The 18,948-nt window shown below is 57.8% G+C and carries 19 protein-coding genes and 1 pseudogene; 9 read left to right on the forward strand and 11 right to left on the reverse strand.

Annotation, left to right across the window (positions count from 1 at the left end; genetic code table 11):
* Positions 1 to 201 precede the first annotated feature (201 nt).
* From L0H65_RS02665 to L0H65_RS02675, 3 genes are read right to left on the reverse strand one after another with little or no spacing between them, the layout of a single operon-like run.
* Complete coding sequence (locus tag L0H65_RS02665) at positions 202 to 1,341, reverse strand: M48 family metallopeptidase (RefSeq protein ID WP_301457221.1); 1,140 nt, start codon at positions 1,339 to 1,341, stop codon at positions 202 to 204.
* 2 nt (positions 1,342 to 1,343) lie between these two features.
* On the reverse strand, positions 1,344 to 2,603 hold the full coding sequence (locus tag L0H65_RS02670) for a YjgN family protein (RefSeq protein ID WP_301457222.1): 1,260 nt from the start codon (positions 2,601 to 2,603) through the stop codon (positions 1,344 to 1,346).
* 42 nt (positions 2,604 to 2,645) lie between these two features.
* Positions 2,646 to 4,949 (reverse strand): DNA topoisomerase IV subunit A, encoded by a 2,304-nt coding sequence (locus L0H65_RS02675; protein ID WP_301457223.1) that lies wholly within the window; start codon positions 4,947 to 4,949, stop codon positions 2,646 to 2,648.
* Positions 4,950 to 5,118: 169 nt separating this feature from the next.
* On the opposite strand from L0H65_RS02675, the gene L0H65_RS02680 reads away from it, so the two are divergent.
* The 6 genes from L0H65_RS02680 (at position 5,119) to L0H65_RS02705 (ending at position 9,209) form a co-directional block, all read left to right on the forward strand.
* Positions 5,119 to 5,625 carry an SH3 domain-containing protein gene (locus L0H65_RS02680; protein WP_301457224.1) on the forward strand — a complete coding sequence of 169 codons (507 nt, stop codon included), beginning with the start codon at positions 5,119 to 5,121 and terminating at the stop codon, positions 5,623 to 5,625.
* A gap of 62 nt (positions 5,626 to 5,687) precedes the next feature.
* Positions 5,688 to 6,515 carry an SDR family NAD(P)-dependent oxidoreductase gene (locus L0H65_RS02685; RefSeq protein WP_301457226.1) on the forward strand — a complete coding sequence of 276 codons (828 nt, stop codon included), beginning with the start codon at positions 5,688 to 5,690 and terminating at the stop codon, positions 6,513 to 6,515.
* A 91-nt stretch (positions 6,516 to 6,606) separates the two neighbouring features.
* Complete coding sequence (locus tag L0H65_RS02690; protein WP_367651969.1) at positions 6,607 to 6,759, forward strand: twin transmembrane helix small protein; 153 nt, start codon at positions 6,607 to 6,609, stop codon at positions 6,757 to 6,759.
* A gap of 40 nt (positions 6,760 to 6,799) precedes the next feature.
* Positions 6,800 to 7,378, forward strand: a complete 579-nt coding sequence (locus L0H65_RS02695) for a cob(I)yrinic acid a,c-diamide adenosyltransferase (RefSeq protein WP_301457228.1) — start codon at positions 6,800 to 6,802, stop codon at positions 7,376 to 7,378.
* 143 nt (positions 7,379 to 7,521) lie between these two features.
* Entirely contained in the window at positions 7,522 to 8,283 is a 762-nt protein-coding gene (locus L0H65_RS02700; RefSeq protein ID WP_301457229.1) for an electron transfer flavoprotein subunit beta/FixA family protein, read from the forward strand.
* Positions 8,283 to 9,209, forward strand: a complete 927-nt coding sequence (locus L0H65_RS02705; protein ID WP_301457231.1) for an electron transfer flavoprotein subunit alpha/FixB family protein — start codon at positions 8,283 to 8,285, stop codon at positions 9,207 to 9,209. The genes L0H65_RS02700 and L0H65_RS02705 overlap by 1 nt, the downstream gene beginning before the upstream one ends.
* Positions 9,210 to 9,402: 193 nt before the next feature.
* Here the strand turns inward: L0H65_RS02705 and L0H65_RS02710 are convergent, their stop codons facing one another.
* A complete protein-coding gene (locus L0H65_RS02710) occupies positions 9,403 to 10,239 on the reverse strand; it encodes a DUF6473 family protein (protein WP_301457232.1) in 837 nt (278 codons plus the stop codon).
* Between the two features lie 188 nt (positions 10,240 to 10,427).
* Between L0H65_RS02710 and L0H65_RS02715 the strand changes: the two genes are divergently transcribed.
* Positions 10,428 to 11,303, forward strand: a complete 876-nt coding sequence (locus L0H65_RS02715) for a 3-hydroxybutyryl-CoA dehydrogenase (protein WP_301457233.1) — start codon at positions 10,428 to 10,430, stop codon at positions 11,301 to 11,303.
* Positions 11,304 to 11,320: 17 nt separating this feature from the next.
* Here the strand turns inward: L0H65_RS02715 and L0H65_RS02720 are convergent, their stop codons facing one another.
* Genes L0H65_RS02720 through L0H65_RS02745 form a run of 6 tightly spaced genes read right to left on the reverse strand, consistent with a single transcriptional unit; the run spans position 11,321 to position 15,784 of the window.
* Positions 11,321 to 11,590 carry an HPr family phosphocarrier protein gene (locus tag L0H65_RS02720; protein ID WP_301457235.1) on the reverse strand — a complete coding sequence of 90 codons (270 nt, stop codon included), beginning with the start codon at positions 11,588 to 11,590 and terminating at the stop codon, positions 11,321 to 11,323.
* Positions 11,587 to 11,991: a PTS sugar transporter subunit IIA gene (locus tag L0H65_RS02725; RefSeq protein ID WP_301457245.1), complete on the reverse strand. Its 405-nt coding sequence runs from the start codon at positions 11,989 to 11,991 to the stop codon at positions 11,587 to 11,589. Before L0H65_RS02725 ends, L0H65_RS02720 begins: the two co-directional genes overlap by 4 nt.
* A gap of 7 nt (positions 11,992 to 11,998) precedes the next feature.
* Positions 11,999 to 12,904, reverse strand: coding sequence for an RNase adapter RapZ (rapZ, locus tag L0H65_RS02730; protein WP_301457236.1), 906 nt, complete (start codon positions 12,902 to 12,904; stop codon positions 11,999 to 12,001).
* Positions 12,901 to 13,344 carry an HPr kinase/phosphorylase gene (locus tag L0H65_RS02735; protein WP_301457238.1) on the reverse strand — a complete coding sequence of 148 codons (444 nt, stop codon included), beginning with the start codon at positions 13,342 to 13,344 and terminating at the stop codon, positions 12,901 to 12,903. The genes rapZ and L0H65_RS02735 overlap by 4 nt, the downstream gene beginning before the upstream one ends.
* A gap of 2 nt (positions 13,345 to 13,346) precedes the next feature.
* The gene (locus tag L0H65_RS02740) at positions 13,347 to 15,074 is read right to left on the reverse strand and encodes a sensor histidine kinase (RefSeq protein ID WP_301457239.1); all 1,728 of its coding nucleotides are present in this window, start codon (positions 15,072 to 15,074) and stop codon (positions 13,347 to 13,349) included.
* Between the two features lie 8 nt (positions 15,075 to 15,082).
* Positions 15,083 to 15,784 carry a response regulator transcription factor gene (locus L0H65_RS02745; RefSeq protein ID WP_301457241.1) on the reverse strand — a complete coding sequence of 234 codons (702 nt, stop codon included), beginning with the start codon at positions 15,782 to 15,784 and terminating at the stop codon, positions 15,083 to 15,085.
* Positions 15,785 to 16,110: 326 nt separating this feature from the next.
* Here L0H65_RS02745 and L0H65_RS02750 point away from each other — a divergent pair, with 326 nt between their 5' ends.
* Positions 16,111 to 17,709 (forward strand): phosphoenolpyruvate carboxykinase, encoded by a 1,599-nt coding sequence (locus L0H65_RS02750; RefSeq protein WP_301457243.1) that lies wholly within the window; start codon positions 16,111 to 16,113, stop codon positions 17,707 to 17,709.
* Between the two features lie 48 nt (positions 17,710 to 17,757).
* Here the strand turns inward: L0H65_RS02750 and L0H65_RS02755 are convergent, their stop codons facing one another.
* A complete protein-coding gene (locus L0H65_RS02755; RefSeq protein WP_301457244.1) occupies positions 17,758 to 18,528 on the reverse strand; it encodes a sulfite exporter TauE/SafE family protein in 771 nt (256 codons plus the stop codon).
* 186 nt (positions 18,529 to 18,714) lie between these two features.
* Between L0H65_RS02755 and L0H65_RS02760 the strand changes: the two are divergent.
* Positions 18,715 to 18,948 (forward strand): annotated as a pseudogene (locus tag L0H65_RS02760) (acyl-CoA dehydrogenase); the annotation flags it as partial.

Here is an 18,948-nt window from a genome sequence, read left to right on the forward strand (position 1 = left end):
AGGTGGTCTATTTATGTGCTCTCATGTCTGGTTGCGGGGATCGAGGTGCTCGGCAGCGTTGACACCGCGCAATGAGTCGGGGGCCAGTGTCGCGATGGACTGGATACGCACCACGGAAAACATCCGCCCGGCGTCATGACGTTGAACAGACTTTCCGACAGCGTATCGTCCCCATCTTTCATGCCGCTACAGGGGCTTTGTTCACGATTTGCAGATCGCCGTCAACGCTTGCCACTCCACGTTTGTCAGGACCGGCGGCCCGTCTGCCTGTCCTGCGGTATGATCCCGCGCACGCTGCGCCCTGCCCGCGCTGGAAGGATGGCTCGAAAGATATTCAGGCGCAGCGAACCCACCTTCCAACTTTGACAGCTTGTCGAAGAAATCCGCGAACGCGGCGGAACTGATATGCGATTGGCTCAGCATTGCCAGCCCGAACTCATCCGCAGCCGCCTCTGCCGGGCGGGTATAGGCGCTTTGCAATAACTGGTCACCGAGTACCCCGATCAGCGTGCCACCGGAAAAATCACCCAATACAATCGAGATTATCCCGGCAGACCCTGCCGCCCGCAACATTAGCCGGGTCGGATCGCGCGCCTCGACATGGCCGATTTCATGTGCCAGCACTGCGGCCACTTCCTCGGCACTGTCCGCCTTATCCAGCAGTCCGCGCAGGATGACAATCTGCCCACCGGGCGCCGCAAAGGCATTGACCATCGGATGATCCAGCACCTTCACATCCAGCTTGTATTTCAAATCCTGCCCATCGGTCAGCCTTGCCGTCATGTGCGCAAGTGCCGTGAGCCCTGCCTTGTTGGTGCAGATCAGCGCGCCGCTTTTCTTCGCCCCCAGAAAACGCTCCATCTGCGCGACGACCGTTTTGCCAAAGCGGATCTCGGTTTCCAGCGGCAGAACCTCGGCCAGAAAATTGGCCGTGCGCGGCAGGATGACGAAGATGATCATCACAATGGCAGCCACGGCGAAACCAATCCGCCACAGGACCTTGCCTGCCGTTCCCCGCTTCACATCACGTTTGCGCAGCATCGGCGCGGTCAGCTTGAGCCATGCAATCAGATCGGGGTCTGCAATCGCAAGGCGCGCAGTATCGCGCGGCGTTTCATCCCCGGCACCGTCACTGTGCAGCGTCAGGGTCATCGCGTTGTCGCCCGCTTGATCGTGTAACACGCGCAACCGGTCCAGCGGCCAGATCAGCGCCGTCCCGCCGGGGGTATGTTTATCAATCGACAGGCCCGCGCCATCGCGACTGACCGAGACGAAAACCGGGTGGCGCTGCGCCGTGAAGCCATCAAAGAAGACGGCCGAGACCGGCGCAGCACCGATCATCGTCAGATCGCCCCACCGATATCCAGCGCTTCGGCAAATCCTTCGGCGTCCGCACCCGGATCTGCGGCGCGCTGTCGGATACTCGCCAAAGCCTCGACATTGGTGATGTGCAAGGTCGAGGCGATATGCGCAATGATCGGTTGTGTGATCATCACCAGTCCCAACGCGCCAAGCGCGACCAAAACGGCGACGTAAAGCAAAGCGATAGGGACGAACAGCAAGATATTCGGTTGCCCGGAACCAACGCTTGTCATCACGACACCGTAAAAAACGCCGCCAAGGACCGCAAACAGCACGGCCGCGGCCACGCCAAGGACAATGCCACCGACCAGCACGATCTTGATGATCTCGCCCGTGCTGGGAGAGGAGGTAATTCCGACCTTATCGCCAAGAACCGTATTGCTTGCCAGATAGGCAAACGACCGCACCTGATAGTAGACAAAGCCGATCATCACCCAGAAATAACCGACAAACAGAACGACGCCGCCCAGAATCGCCAACGCCACCGTGTTGTTGACAGTGCCCGCAGCGATGACAGCACCACCCCCGATAATCAGCGCAATGCCGATCAGGACATGCTTCAACGCAGCGTAAAGCGCCTGCCAGCGCCCGCGTTGTTCGAATTTCGCATCGCCGTAATAGCTGCGGTCGGTCATATATTTCGTCAGATAGAAGGTTTGCCGCGGCAACAGGATACCCAGCGTGATCACCGTCAGGAAATAATGCCCGATGGCGCGGAGCGCATAACCCCACGCCGCGCTGTCCATACCAAAACGAATGCCGCGCAATCGCGTCCGTGCGAGTTTGTAACGACGCGACCGGTAGATCGCGAACAGGATGAAGGGGATCAGCGCAAGGAATGACGCATAGATCGAGATGATGATGGCAATCTCATTATCGGGATTGGTGAAAGCGCTGAACCCGATGAAGAACAGCAGCAACTGGATCGCCGCCAGATAGACCGCGAGAAACACCATCGCGACCAGAAATCCCAGAAACTTCTCCAGCCCGTTGCCGGTGTATTCCAGCCCGTCACCGTCAACGGAAACGGAAGACCAGATGTATTTGCGGATGCGCGTCTTTGCCCAGAACCGGTAAATCCCCAAGGTCACAAGAGTTAACAAGCCGGTAACGAATGCGAGGTTGAAAAGCGGGCCGGATTGACCCGAATAACGAACATTTCCCTGTGGATTGGGCGGCATGAAATACTCCTCGATAAATCCGTTGTTCACATTCGCTTGAAGATACCCAAGACCCGGCATGGTTGGAAGCTGAAAAAATGCGCTTGGCGACAATTGGGCGGATCAGGTGAACCGGTTGTCGCGGGGAAATCCGCGTGGGGCCATGCGGCCTGCCGTGGCACGCTTGGCAAGCCATTCGTCGAGCGCGGTTTCGGTGCGCGTGCGGCCCGCCGGGTCTTTCCAACTCAACCCTTCGGCCAATGCAAAGGTCGTGGCATCCGACAGGCCACCGTCCTTGTACTTTTGCAACCGGACACCTTTGCCCTTGGCCATTTCAGGTAGCTCCTCCAGTGCAAAAACCAACACTTTGCGGTTATCGCCCACCACTGCAACATGATCTCCCTGCACCGGTTTGCAGACGGCGGTTCTGGCATCGCCACGCAGGGACAGCACCTGTTTTCCGGCCCGCGTCTGGGCCACAACCTCATCCGCCGGGCAGATGAAGCCATCGCCGTCAGTCGACGCAACCAGCAATTTTATTCCCGGCTTGTGGATCATCAGATCAACAATTTCGGCCTCATTCGGCAGGTCCACCATCAGGCGCACGGGTTCGCCCATGCCACGGCCTCCCGGAAGATTTGCGCCCAACAAGGTGTAGAAACGCCCATTGCTGCCGACCAGAATGATCCGGTCTGTGGTTTCGGCATGAAACAGGAAACGGCCTTCATCGCCATCCTTGAACTTGGCTTCGGTATCAAGGGCGGCGTGACCTTTCATCGCCCTGATCCAGCCCATTTTCGAACAGATCACGGTGATCGGTTCGCGCTCGATCATCGCGTCAAACGGCACATCCTCCACTTCGCCCGCCTCAGCGAAGGTGGTGCGACGCGTGCCTTTGGCCCAGGAATGGCCAAAGGTTTTTTGTACCTCCCTAAGATCGGCACCGATCCGTTTCCATTGTAAACGCGGGTCGGCCAACAGGTCTTCCAGATCGGCACGTTCCATCATCAGCGCGTCACGCTCCGCGACCAACTCCATCTCCTCCAGCTTGCGCAAAGACCGCAGGCGCATGTTGAGGATGGCTTCGGTTTGCACCTCCGACAATTCTCCCTCACCTTCCGGCGGGGAAACGTAATCCTTTTCCGACATGGCGCGGGGGTGCTTGATGCCCCAGTTTTCCGACATCAAAGCGCGTTTGGGATCGGTATCATAGCGGATAATGTCGATCACGCGATCGAGGTTCAGAAATGCGGTGATGAAGCCTTCCAACACTTCCAACCGATGGTCAATCTTGTCCATCCGGTGCTGACTGCGACGCAGCAGAACATCGCGGCGGTGGTCCAGAAAGGCACGAAGAACCTCTTTCAGGCTGCACACTTTCGGTGTGCGGCCATCAATCAGGGTGTTCATGTTCAGGCTGAAACGCAGTTCAAGATCGGAGTTCTTGAACAGCATCCCCATCAGCATGTCCGGGTCAACCGTGCGGACTTTCGGTTCGATAATCAGGCGCACATCATCGGCGGATTCGTCGCGCACATCACCAAAGATCGGGATTTTCCTGGTCTGGATCAGTTCAGCCAGTTTCTCGATCAGCCTGGATTTCTGCACCTGATAAGGAATTTCGGTGACAATAATTTGCCACTGCCCGCGGCCCAGATCCTCCACCTGCCAACGCGCACGCAAACGAAACGACCCCCGCCCGGTGCGATAGGCGTCAAGGATATTGGCGCGCGGTTCGACAATCACGCCGCCGGTCGGAAAATCAGGTCCGGGGACCAGTTCCACCAAGGCATCATCCGAAATCTCGGGCGTTTTGATCATTGCCTGACAGGCATCAATCAATTCATGCAGGTTGTGCGGCGGGATATTGGTCGCCATGCCGACTGCGATCCCGGAGGAGCCATTCGCCAGTAGATGCGGAAAAGCGGCGGGCATGACCACTGGCTCTTCCAGCGTACCGTCATAATTCGGGCGAAAATCGACCGCGTTTTCCGCCAACCCTTCCATCAGCTTCTCGGCAATCGCCGTCAGCCGCGCCTCGGTATAGCGGCTTGCGGCCGGGTTATCGCCGTCAATATTGCCAAAGTTGCCCTGCCCGTCCACCAATGGATAGCGGACGTTGAAATCCTGTGCCAGACGCGCCATCGCATCATAAATCGCAGAATCACCGTGCGGATGATAGTTGCCCATCACATCGCCGGAAATTTTCGCCGATTTGCGAAAGCCCCCGGTCGGGGACAGTTTCAGTTCCCGCATGGCATAGAGAATCCTGCGGTGCACCGGCTTCAATCCGTCACGCGCGTCGGGCAAAGCCCGGTGCATGATGGTCGACAGCGCATAGGTCAGATACCTCTCCCCAATCGCGCGGCGCAACGGTTCAGAGATGGTGATGGGCTGGGTATTGGGGTCATCAGGCGTTTTCGTCATGGATGTTGTGTAGTCGGGCGCGTCAACACGGTCCAGCCGAAACAGAGATGTCCGGCGACGAAAATCAGGGCAATTCACAAAAAGGGAAAGTTTGACGTTTTTTCCCAGACCAAAAACTGCAATAGTGCAGCTAGGGATTGTTCGTGAAGAACACATTGGGGTGAATGGTATGATTAAGCTTTTGGTGCTGCTTGGGGCTGTGATGTTTGTGACATTGCTGATCGGAGGCGAAGATAACGGCCAGATGCGGCAGGGTTTGGCCGCAAATGATACACCAACCGCACCTCCCGCCGCTCGTCCGGCCCCAGCCAAGACCGCCAAAGCCGTGACGCTAGCCTCCTTCACTCCGGTCACGGTGCAACCGCAAGCCCCTGCGACGCCCCGCGTTTTCGTGGTGACGCAAACCGCCGCAGCCACAGCGGCAGCCGACGTTGCACCTACGTCGGTCGAAAACAACACCGACGACTTTCCTGTTATGTATGTCAGCAGCCGTTCGGTGAATGTGCGCCAGGGCCCCTCCACCAATGAGGCCATTGTGGAGCGGTTGTCGCGCGCCGAAGCGGTCAGCGTGGTTTCGGCGGAGGTTGACGGCTGGGTACAGGTCCGCATCGAAGGTGACGGGGTTGAGGGATATATCGCGGCGCGCTTGTTGACCGATGTAAACCCGAGCAACTGATGCCGTTTGCGGTGCCCGGCGTTTCCCGTTAGGGCTGTTGCACCGTCCGACGGAGCCTCAGCGTGACCAAAAAATCCATCCTCATCACCGGCTGTTCCTCCGGCATCGGGCTTGATGCAGCCCGAACCCTGAAATCGCGCGGCTGGCGCGTTTTCGCCACCTGCCGCACCGAGAGCGACTGCGATAACCGGCGCGGTGAAGGGTTGGAGAGTTTCGTTCTCGACTATGCCGATGAAGCAAGCATTGCGGCGGCCTTGGCGGAAACGCTGAACCGCACCCGCGGCACCTTGGATGCGCTGTTCAACAACGGTGCCTATGCGATTCCCGGCGCGGTGGAGGATTTGCCGCGCGCGGCGCTGCGTGCGAACTTTGAAACCAACCTTTTTGGCTATCACGACCTGACCCGCCGGGTTATTCCGGTGATGCGGGCGCAAGGGCATGGCAGGATTGTCAACTGCTCCTCGGTTCTGGGGCTGGTGGGGATGCGCTGGCGCGGGTCTTATGTTGCGACGAAATTCGCGCTGGAAGGGCTGACCGACGTGCTGCGCATTGAAATGCGGGGTACGCCGATCCATGTCAGCTTGATTGAGCCGGGGCCAATCCCCACCAAATTTCGCGAGAACGCGATCAAGCAATTCGAACGCTGGATTGACGTGGAAAACTCTGCCCGCCGTCCGCAGTATCAGGAATTGCTCGACCGGTTTTACAAGGTGAGCGGGCCGGACCGGTTCGAGTTGCCCGCCAGTGCAGTGACAGAAAAACTGATCCACGCGATTGAGGCGGCCCGACCAAAGCCGCGCTATTATGTGACAAAAGCGACTTGGCTCATGGCGGGGCTGCGCCGAGTTCTTCCGACCGGGGCTTTGGACTGGCTGGTGGCAAAAGGCTAAGTACCGCCGCCCTGACGATCTGCCACAGGCGTTTTCTGTTCGCTTTTCGCAAGTTCGGCATTAGATAAGGCGAAATCGCAAAGGACTCATCATGCTCAGCGACCCACTTTTCATCATCGCCGCCATTGCCTGCCTTGTGGTGCTTGCCATTCTGATCCTCGGCATCAGCAGCTTTGGCCGCGGCGGCGAAGGGGCCGGGAAACGCTCCAACAAACTGCTGCGTTACCGGTTGCGGTCGCGTTGATCGTACTCTTTGTCTATATTCGCAGATCACGGGGTTTCTAATGGTTGTTCTTTCCAAAATTTACACCCGAACCGGCGACAAGGGCGAAACGGCTCTTGGCAACGGCGACCGGGTTGCCAAGCACTCGCTTCGGGTGTCAGCCTACGGCACCGTCGATGAAACCAACGCCACGATCGGGATGGCGCGGCTGCATGCCACTGGCGACATGGACGTAGCATTGGCCCGGATTTCCAATGATATGTTCGACCTTGGCGCCGATCTTTGCACGCCGGACCGCGAAAACGATGCTGGCGCCCCCTACCCGCGTTTGCGAATTGTAGACGTGCAAGTGGATCGACTGGAAACCGAAATCGACGCAATGAACGCCAATCTTTCGGTGCTGCGCAGCTTCATTCTGCCCGGCGGCACCCCGCTTGGCGCGCATCTGCACCTGTGCCGCACGGTTTGCCGCCGCGCGGAACGGCTGACGGTGGAACTCTCGGGCGCGGAAGACGTGAACCCCGCGGCGATCAAATACCTGAACCGGTTGTCAGATTGGTTTTTCGTCGCCGGGCGTATCGCCAACAACGGCGGCAAGGACGACGTGCTTTGGGTGCCCGGATTGACGCGCGATGCGTGAAATCGCAGGGTGCCGCAGAAAACGCGGCGTCTGTTGTCGCTAACATGACGATTTTGGTCTGTCTATTGACCGCGCAAGATTATATCAACGCCGGGTAAGTTCAGAGGGGCCGACGCCCCGCCCCAACAAAGGAGTCCGCGCCAATGAAGGTTCTCGTACCTGTCAAACGTGTGATCGACTATAACGTCAAAGTCCGTGTGAAGGCGGACGGCAGCGGCGTCGATCTGGCCAATGTCAAAATGTCGATGAATCCGTTTGACGAAATTGCCGTCGAACAGGCAATCCGCCTGAAAGAGGCTGGCACCGTCGAAGAGGTTATCGTCGTTTCCATCGGCGTCAAACAAGCACAGGAAACCCTGCGCACCGCTTTGGCGATGGGGGCAGATCGCGCGATTCTGATCGTGGCAGCGGATGAGGTGCAAACCGATATTGAGCCGCTGGCCGTCGCCAAGCTGCTCAAAGCCGTGGTCGATGCCGAAGCGCCGGGATTGGTGATCTGCGGCAAGCAGGCGATTGACAATGACATGAACGCGACCGGGCAAATGCTCGCCGCGTTGCTGGGCTGGTCGCAGGCGACCTTCGCTTCGGCGCTGGCGATTGAAGGTGACAAAGCCGTAGTTACCCGCGAAGTCGATGGCGGTTTGCAGACGATCAAGGTTGCGATGCCAACCGTGGTAACCGTCGATTTACGCCTGAACGAGCCGCGCTATGCCAGCCTGCCCAACATCATGAAGGCCAAGAAAAAGCCGATGGATGAAAAGACCGCCGCCGATTACGGCGTGGATGTGTCGCCGCGCCTTACAGTCGTGAAAACCGTGGAACCTGCGGGTCGCAAAGCGGGCGTCAAGGTTGCGTCGGTGGATGAACTGATCGCGAAACTCAAAGACGAAGCGGGGGTAATCTGATGGCTGTTCTTCTTTTGGGTGAAGTCACCGATGGCGCGTTGAGCGTCGATGCGACAGCCAAGGCGGTATTGGCCGCCAAACCTTTGGGTGAGATAACCGTGCTTTGCGCTGGCGCGAAAGCGGCCGATGCCGCGGCGCAAGCGGCCAAAATCACCGGGGTTTCCAAAGTTCTCTGCGCCGAGGATGCGTCCTTGGGGCACCGATTGGCGGAACCGACTGCTGCGCTGATTGTTGATTTGGCGAAAAACTACAGTCATATCGTTGCACCCGCGACCACTGACGCCAAAAACGTGCTGCCGCGCGTCGCGGCGCTGTTGGATGTGATGGTGATTTCCGACGTGACCGCGATTATCGACACCGACACGTTTGAGCGCCCGATCTATGCAGGCAACGCGATGCAAACGCTGAAATCCGGTGATGCAATCAAGGTCGCCTCGATCCGCACCGCCAGCTTTGAAGCGGCGGAAATGGGTGGCTCTGCCCCGGTGGAAAACATTGGTGCAGCGGCGGACCCGGCGCTGTCGTCCTGGGTGGAGGATAAGGGTGCCACCTCGGACCGGCCGGAACTGACCAGTGCTGGTATCGTGGTTTCGGGCGGGCGCGGTGTCGGCTCCGAGGACGATTTCGCATTGATTGAGAAGCTGGCGGACAAGCTCGGCGCGGCGGTTGGCGCATCGCGCGCGGCGGTCGATTCTGGCTATGCGCCGAACGACTGGCAGGTAGGTCAGACCGGCAAGGTCGTGGCACCTGACCTGTACATCGCAGCCGGGATTTCTGGCGCAATCCAACACCTTGCCGGGATGAAGGACAGCAAGGTGATCGTCGCGATCAACAAGGACGAAGAAGCGCCGATCTTTCAGGTTGCCGATTACGGGCTGGTCGCGGACCTGTTCACCGCCGTTCCCGAACTGATCGAAAAGCTGTAATACGTTTCGCGGTTGAGTTGCGACATAAAATATCACCTACTGCTTTGAAATCTTTGATTGCAGGCAGATTTGGGCGATGCAGGTTTAACGCGAAATGTTCTATTCAAATTGAATGTCAGTAAAGGGCGCCCCGAAAACGGGCGCCCTTTCGCACACGCGCGGATAGGGTGCCAAGGCGACCCCATCGCCGGACTCATGGTGGTCCGATCAATTCCGAAATCGCGCCGGAAATTGCCAAAGCGGTTTCGCGATGCGCCATTGGGCCGGGTACTTCCTCCGCTGCGCGCAGCTCCATCGCGGGAACGGCCATGTTTTCAATACCTTCGCATTTAGCATCACGGCTCGTAACAACCTCCAGATAAGCCATGGCACTGCGGCGAACCTGTGCAATCATCCCGGCTTCCACCAGAACCGGGTTGGCATAAGGATCAAGCATCGAATCCTCGCCCGGCGGCGGATTTTCTGCCATCCAAAGTAACAGCGTCGGCCCTTTGATCGCCCGCAACAGGTCGGTCATCCGGCGCACCCAGGTTTCCCGCAACTCCGTCGCCACGGTTTCGAACCGGCTGGGCGAGACCTGATACAAGGTCTGCAGCAAATGCCGTGTGAAGTGAAAATCCGTAAAATCGACATCGCGATAAAGCGTTTGCAACCATGAGCTCGCACTTAGAAATCTGTCATTGCGCCGGGGATGGACGGAAAAGAACCTATTGTTGAGATTCGATGCACCAACCACCTGCACAACCGTTAACTCCGCGCCGGAGGCGAGTTCCAACACGTCCGGATCATTCAGAAAAACATCCAACCCGGCATTTACACAGCCCAGATTGACTACGGGTCGCCCGATGCGCTGCGCCACCAGCATGGGAAACGGTTCGCGCACGAATTTTCCATACGTTTCCGTTCCACCAATGGCGGCACAATACGGCACGCGCATTGCCTGTTTTGGCCCCCGGAATACGAGTTTCGACGCGCCATAATGACACGGTTGATAATCCAGCGAAAAATCGCCCTGATAGACAAAAGCCATAGCACCCACCCAGTTCTTAACACCCAACATCGACTGTACCGCCATGCCGTTACGAAATGGCTAAATCTCGAATTTGACGCGAATTCCTCGTACTTTGCCGTAATTCACGCGAAATCGGTTCCCGGCCTTGCACCCTACCCCGGCGCAGGCATATGGTTCGCCAAGCTAGGATGCAGGAGTGCTGAACAATGGAAATCAAGTCAGTGGGAATCGTGGGTGCGGGCCAGATGGGGAATGGCATCGCCCATGTTTTCGCACTGGCTGGCTATGATGTCACAATGACCGATATCAGCCGGGAAAGCCTCGACAAGGCGGTTGCCCTGATCGACCGCAACATCGAACGTCAGGTCGGTCGCGGCAAAATCACCGCCGAAGAAAAGGCTGAGGCGATGTCCCGTATCAAGACCACGATGGTTCTGGCCGAAATTGGCCCGTCTGATCTGATCATTGAGGCGGCGACCGAACGCGAAAGCGTCAAGCAAGCGATTTTCGACGATCTGCTGCCGCATCTGAAGCCCGAAACGATTCTGACGTCCAACACTTCCTCCATTTCAATCACCCGCCTTGCCAGCCGCACCGACAGGCCAGAAAAATTCATGGGGTTTCACTTCATGAACCCGGTTCCGGTGATGCAATTGGTGGAACTGATTCGCGGCATTGCGACCGACCGACCAACCTATGAAACCCTTTTGGCCGTCGTCGACCGACTTGGGAAAACTGCCGCCAGCGCCGAGGATTTTCCTGCATTTATCGTCAACCGTATCCTGATGCCGATGATCAATGAGGCGGTTTATACGCTTTACGAAGGCGTCGGCTCCGTCAAGTCCATCGATGAATCCCTTAAACTTGGGGCGAATCATCCGATGGGGCCACTTGAACTTGCAGATTTTATTGGCCTAGATACCTGCCTTGCAATTATGAATGTGTTGCATGAAGGCTTGGCAGACACGAAATACCGCCCCTGTCCCTTGCTGACAAAGTATGTCGAGGCGGGCTGGCTCGGCCGTAAAACCCAGCGTGGGTTCTACGACTATCGTGGCGAAACACCGGTGCCAACGCGCTGACGCAGCCGACACATTGCTTAAAACCCCTCGCCAAACAGATCGCGGACCAACGCGTCCAGCGCTTCCATTAGAGCGTCCGCCTCCGGACCGGTGGTCTTGACGGTAATGCTGGTGCCTCGCGCAGCCCCCAGCATCAAGAGGCCCATGATCGAATCACCAGAAACGCTCATCCCGTCCTTGCTGACTTCGGCGCTGGCGTCGAAACTTTCAACAACCTCCACCAGTTTCGCAGAAGCGCGGGCATGCAGCCCCTTTTGATTTATGATTTTGAGGGTCCGTTCGCTCACGCTGGGCCTCCTCCTGCGCCAAGATCCAGGCTGTTGATGTATTTGCGCCCTGCATCCAGAGCGAGTGTGACGGCATCCGGCACCGGCAGATAGCGCGATTTGGCCAGTTTGATCAGCATCGGCAGATTCGCTCCGTATATGATGCGGCGATTACGCCCGACGCCAGCCAACAGCGACAGGTTGGAGGGCGACGCACCAAACAGATCCGTCACAACAACCACGCCTGCCCCGCTATCCACCAAATTGGCGGCGGTACAAATTTCCGCCTGCTTTGCGTCACGGTCATGATTTTCTTCAATCGCCACAGCGATCATTTTGTCCTGATGTCCGACGACATGCTCCACCGCCGACAGATATTCACGAGCGAGCCCGCCATGGGCTACGATCACAACCCCGATCACCGTTCGATCATCCCGTCCCATTTGCGGCTTTACCTGCCGCGCCACGTTCCAGTTCCCTATGGCGTTTTGCCACTGGCCAACCCGCCTCCGCAAGGTTTGTCGCCAAGAGTTCCGCAACGGCAACCGATCTGTGTTGCCCGCCAGTACAACCAAACCCGATGGCAAGATGCGACTTGCCCTCATCCAACTGCGCGGGTAGCAGAAAAAGCACCAGATCATTGACCTTCGCGACGAAGTCCGCAAAGCGGGGGTCGCCAGCAATATAGTCGACGACGAGTGGATTGCGCCCATCGAGCGCGCGCAGTTCCGGCACCCAATGCGGGTTGCGCAGGAAACGACAGTCAAAAACCATATCGACGCCGCGCGGAACGCCGCGCTTGTAGGAAAACGACTGGATCGAAACTGCCAAACCCGGCACTTGACTGCGATCAAACCAAAGCGCCAGTTCTGCCCGCAGGTCATGTGGCGACATTTCCGTCGTTTCAATCAGATGATCGGCGCGAACCCGGATCGGCGCCAGCAGGTCCACCTCGCGCGAGATGCCGATCAGTGGCGTTCCATCGGGTGCCAGCGGATGGCGGCGCCGGGTTTGTGCATAGCGCTTGATCAGCTCATCCTGCGCGCAATCGAGATAGATCACACTCAACGCCACACGCGGGTTGATCGTCAACCTGTCGATCAACTCAATCAGCGCGGTCGCGTTGAAATCGCGGTTTCGGACATCCAGCCCAAGCGCAATGGGGCGACCAAGGCTTTCGCCATCAATCAAACGCGGCACAAGGCTCAGCGGTAGATTGTCAATCACCTCATAGCCCATATCCTCCAGCGCGTTGATCGCTGTGCTGCGCCCCGCCCCGGATGGGCCAGTGACAAGCACGATCCGGTGCCCTGAAATGCTCACGTCATGGGTCATTCTGTTCCGTCATCTTGCCGACCTGACCGCAGGTATTGCAGAATTGCAAAGGGAAAATGGCCGTAAGGTACGGCGAATACAAGGTCTATTGGCACCCCCATCACCTTTCTGTGGTGTTTTGGCGGCAACCTTGCAGGTTCCGTCTGATCAAGGTCAACGATGAGGGCGACCGGCACACCGGTCACGGACGCGGCCCGCAACACGCCGACGCCCCGCGCTTCGATCAAGCCTGCAAGGCGCGGCGGACTGCTCGCGACAATCTCTCCTCCCTGCTTGGTCAGAACGGTCTGGTCGTCAGCGACAAGCGCTGCGCCGAGCGCCATGAGGTGCAACGCCAAGGTTGACTTTCCCGCCCCCGATGCACCAATAATAATCACCGCCCGGCCATCGACTGCGACACATGAGGCATGAATCGTCTGGCTGTCGGGCGCAGCGGGCACGTTTACACCGGCAAACCGACCACAAACCGCGCGCCCAAGGGTTCAGATGTAGCATCGGCGGAGGTTGGGCGGATGTTCTCGGCCCAGATCACGCCGCCATGGGCCTCCACGATCTGTTTGGAGATCGCGAGGCCGAGCCCGGAATGGTCGCCGAATTGCGCCACCGGGCGTTCCGAGTAAAAGCGCTTGAACACTTTGGTCAGCGCCTGTTCCGGGATACCGGGACCAGTATCTTCGACTACCACCAGCACGCGGTTTTCGCGTCGCCTGGCCCAGACACGCACCGCATCACCATCCTCGCAGAAGGACGCAGCGTTGGTGATCAGGTTGACGAAGACCTGCGCCAACCGCGCCTCCAGCCCCCGAATGACAATGGGTTCCGCAGGCAGATCAATGATGAAATCGACGCCTTTTTGTTTCGCTTGTTCGCCCAGATATTCCGACAGGTTGCCAAGCGTCTTGATCAGGTTGAATTCTTCTTCTTCTTCCTTGACCAATTCACTATCCAGCCGTGATGCATTGGAGATGTCGCTGACCAGACGGTCAAGCCGCCGCACATCATGTTCGATCACTTCCAGCAGCTTTTCCCTTTGATCGTCGCGCTTTGCCACCCGCAGCGTGCCGACGGCCGAGCGCAGGCTGGCAAGCGGATTCTTGATCTCGTGACTGACATCGGCGGCAAATTGTTCGTTCGCATCAATCCGGTCGTAAAGCGCTGCCACCATGCCGCGCATCGCGACCGAAAGCCGCCCGATTTCATCCGGACGCGCCGCCAGATCGGGGATGCGCACGCGGCTTGGTGCCATTTTCCGCGCATCGCGATCACGGCCCAATTCCGCCGCTGCGGCAAGATCCGAAAGTGGGTTGGCAATGGTCGAGGCCAGAACAAGGCTCAACCCGATAGAAACCAGAAGGGCGATGACAAACATCTGCAAGACCTGCTCGCGCTCGTGCCGGACCAGCGCATCAATCTCACCTTCAGCCGAAGTCAGCGCCACGACGCCAAGCACCTCACCCGCGCTCCAGATCGGGGTAGCAACGGAAAAGAGCGTGCCACCGGAGGAGTCTTTCGCCATATTGGAACTGGTCTGCCCGGCGAGCGCCGCTGCAAACCCGTTGCGCGCCAGACTTTCGGAGCTGACTTTGCCTTGGTCGCTTTCCGGACCAGACAGCACGCTAGAAACCGCTTCCCAAATCCCGTTTAGAAAATCAGTAATCAGGGTGGATTGGGTTTTGGTGCTGCCGGGTAAGAATTCCCGCGCCTTGCCTTCAGCGGTGCCGATAACCCGACCATCCCGGTCGAAGACAAAAGCATCAACCCCCGGACCGATATTCATGTTTTGCAACAGCTTGGCGACATCAACGCCCGTCGGATCATTCAGCGAAACCGCTGTCACACCGGGCAATTGTGCCTCAAACACATCGGCGGCGAGTTGCGCCTCAGTCACCAGACCTTGTTCACGCTGCAACACCAGACTGTCGCGAAACGGGTTCATGAACAACACGCCCGCGACCAGAATCACCAAGGCCATCATGTTGAAAATGATGATTTTGCGCGCAAGCGGGGACCGGTTGAGCGCAACAATGCCCCGCCTGCCACGACGGCCCCGAAGCTCCGGCTCAACCAGATCTTCGGGTGCGGTCCAATCTTCGCCGAGCAGCACATCGCCGCCCCGGCTGGATTTGGCTTTACGCGGACGCGAAGGTGCGCTTTGCGAAACGGCAGTCATCGCGACCGTCACTCCTCATTATAACGGTAGCCGATGCCATAAAGCGTCTCGATCGCCGAGAATTCATTGTCGGCAGTGCGCATTTTCTTGCGCAAACGCTTGATATGGCTGTCGATTGTACGGTCATCGACGTATACCTGATCATCATAGGCCACATCCATCAACTGGTCGCGGCTTTTCACGAAACCGGGCCGCTGCGCAAGCGCCTGAAGCAACAGAAACTCCGTCACCGTCAGCGAAACATCGTTCCCTTTCCAGGCAACCGCATGACGCAGCGGGTCCATCCGCAGATTGCCACGCTCCATCACCTTGGTTTCTTCGGTAATCGCCACTTCATCGGTGGCAATCGCTTCCTGCCGACGCAGCAAAGCACGGATGCGCTCCACCAGAAGCCGCTGCGAAAACGGCTTTTTCACATAGTCATCGGCGCCCATCCGCAGACCAAGAACCTCATCAATCTCATCATCCTTGGAGGTCAGGAAAATCACCGGCATGGTGGTTTTCTGCCGCAAGCGTTGCAGCAGGTCCATGCCGTCCATGCGGGGCATCTTGATGTCCAGCACCGCCATATCGGGCAAACGCCGATTGAAGGCATCCAGTGCCGATTGACCATCGTTAAAAGTTTCAACTTCGAAACCCTCTGCCTCCAGAGTCATCGAAACCGACGTCAGAATATTTCTGTCGTCGTCCACAAGGGCGATCCTTGACATGGGTAGTTTCCCTATACTGCTCATTTATTTTTTTCCATTTTCACTTTTTCGCCACAAAGAATCAACTGCTAACTACGAATCACCCGTCAAGACCCCTTCATGGAACGACAAAAATGCAAAGGAATGACTAATATGCCGCAGTTGATGATTTGATTGCGCTAACTCTGACTTGGTTGCGCTAACTGTGCCAATGCGTCCTGTTCCAAGTTGAAAGCTGCGTGTTATAGCGCGGGTGTCGGTCTCGGCTCCGGGGGCGACCGGGGCTTTGACGCGCCGAAACTGAACCCAATACTTGTCGTATCATCGGCATCGGGAGCTTGCATCAGATGAACAGCGGACGTGTAAACCCAAATCAGACGCTTGAAAAGCAAGGCATCAAAGGGCTGGGTGGGGTCCATTACAACCAGCTTGAACCTGCTTTGATCGAAGCCGCCATTTCGCGCGGCGAAGGAAAGCTGGGCTTGGGCGGGGCATTCCTTGTCTCCACCGGGCAGTTTACCGGCCGCTCCCCCAAGGACAAGCATGTGGTGCGCACGCCTTCGGTCGAAAACACGATCTGGTGGGAAAACAATACACCAATGTCCGTGAAAGGCTTTGACGCATTGCGGGCCGATATGCTGAAGCACATGAAGGGGCGCGATTACTTCGTGCAGGACTTGTTTGCGGGTGCTGATCCGGATCACCGGCTGGATGTTCGCGTCATCGCCGAAATGGCCTGGCACGGACTTTTCATCCGCCACATGCTGCGCCGCCCCGACAGTACCGAACTTGACAGTTTCGTGCCGGAATGGACGATCATCAACTGCCCCAGTTTCAAGGCCGATCCGAAACGGCATGATTGCCGCTCCGACACCGTGATCGCGCTGAATTTCGACAGCAAAGAGATTTTGATCGCAAACACCGCTTATGCCGGTGAGAACAAGAAATCCGTCTTCACCCTGTTGAACTACATTCTGCCCGACAAAGGCATTATGCCGATGCATTGCTCTGCCAACCACGCCGTTGGCAATCCGAATGATACCGCGGTGTTCTTTGGGCTGTCCGGCACTGGGAAAACCACGCTTTCGGCGGACCCGTCGCGCATCCTGATCGGGGATGATGAACATGGCTGGTCGGACGAGGGCATCTTCAACTTTGAAGGTGGTTGCTATGCCAAGACCATCAATCTGAGCGCCGAAGCAGAACCTGAAATCTATGCCACCACGCATAAATTCGGCACAGTGATTGAAAACATGGTGTTTGACCCCGAAACGCTGGAACTGGATTTCAGGGATTCGAGCCTGACGGAGAACATGCGCTGCGCCTATCCGCTCGATTATATCTCCAATGCGTCGAAAACCGGGATGGGCGGCAGGCCGAAAAATGTGATCCTGTTGACCTGTGATGCTTACGGCGTTCTGCCACCGATTGCGCGGCTTTCCCCCGCGCAGGCGATGTACCATTTCCTGTCCGGCTTTACCTCAAAGACACCGGGGACGGAACGCGGGGTGGTGGAGCCGACGCCGACATTCTCCACCTGTTTTGGTGCGCCATTCATGCCACGCAGGCCGGAAGTTTACGGCAAGCTGCTGCAACAACACATCGCCAAGACGGGAGCTGCCTGCTGGTTGGTGAATACCGGCTGGACCGGAGGCGCTTTTGGCACCGGCAAGCGCATGCCGATCCGGGCAACGCGGGCGCTCTTGACCGCCGCGTTGAACGGATCACTGGCCACGGGTGAGTTCCGCAAGGATCCGAACTTCGGCTTTGATGTTCCGGTATCGGTTCCGGGCGTCGACGATCTGCTGCTTGACCCGCGCCGGACTTGGGCGAAAGGTGATGCCTACGACGCGCAAGCGACGAAACTCGTGCAGATGTTTGCCGATAACTTCGGGCAGTATATCGCCCATATTGATGCCGACGTGAAAGCCGCTGCAATCGGGTGAACGATCAATCAGGGGGCCGCTGCCCCCTGCTTTCAGCTTGTTGACCAATCAGAACCCGACTGCCCGCCGGACAAGGTTCAACCCCGTCAGCACCAACAGCACCTGCGTCCACCAGCGAAAGCGCACCTGATCCAGTTTGTCGCCGACGTAATATCCGATGACCATACCGATGAGGGTGGGGATAACCAATGCCGCCGAAAACCCGGCATTCGGACCGGTCAACACACCCGATTTCAGATGCGCTGCCAGCAGCATGATGGACCCGATCAGATAGATCACGCCTTGCGTGCGCATCATTTCGGATTTCAGCGTCCCGATCGACATCAGGTAAACGATCAATGGCGGCCCCCAGACGCCCGACATCCCGCCATAAAGCCCGGCGATCACCCCAAGTCCCCATTCGGCGCGGCTTTGATGCTCCAGCTTGATCGCCAATGACCGGCCCAGCAGTTGCAGGAGCGCATAGATGGTGATCGGAATCCCCAGCAGCACTAGGAACACATCCTGCGGTATCTCCCGCACGAATTGGGCGGAAATGGCGATGAAGATCAAAGTCGCGACAATGAAGCGCCAGAACTTTCGGATCACCGCCAGAACCGGGCGCGGCCCATCACGAAAAGCCTGCCCCAGATTGGCGATGGTGGTCGGCAACATCAGGCCCGCCAAGGCGACCTCCGGTGGCAGGAAGGACGAGAACACCGAAATCATGATCATCGGCAATGCAAAACCGATAGCGCCTTTGACGAACCCAGCAAACAGCGTGACAAACATCGCCGCCCAGAACGCCTGGGCCGAAAGCCCGGCCATCACCAATTCCATCGCCCAAATCCCATGCCAACGCTGAATGGTGATGCTATACCTCACCGATAACCGCACCGCACCACGGTTTTGGTTGCGACAGATTCAGTCGCCCTTCATCGCAATATTGAAACCTTGTTGCGCTGCATCTGCAAACATCCTATTCCTTTCGCAAGTGCAGAAACGACCAATAAGACGGAGCGCCCCATGGCCCATGACGGACATCCATTCCCCCAGAGCGACGGCGCAATCCTCAGCGATCTGCTTGCGCTGACCGAGGCGGCATTGCCTGAAGTGGAGGCATTGTTCGTGCAGGGGCGCGAAAACCTGCGCGCTATGGTGGCCTCGGACGGCAAGATTTCGGCCGCCGCAATGGAAGAAAGCCAGTTCGCCGCCCATGCGTTAAGCTGGCTTGCGACCTATACCGAAAGCCTGCGGCAG

The sequence above is a fragment of the Pseudorhodobacter sp. genome (assembly GCF_030452865.1).
Taxonomy (GTDB): domain Bacteria; phylum Pseudomonadota; class Alphaproteobacteria; order Rhodobacterales; family Rhodobacteraceae; genus Pseudorhodobacter.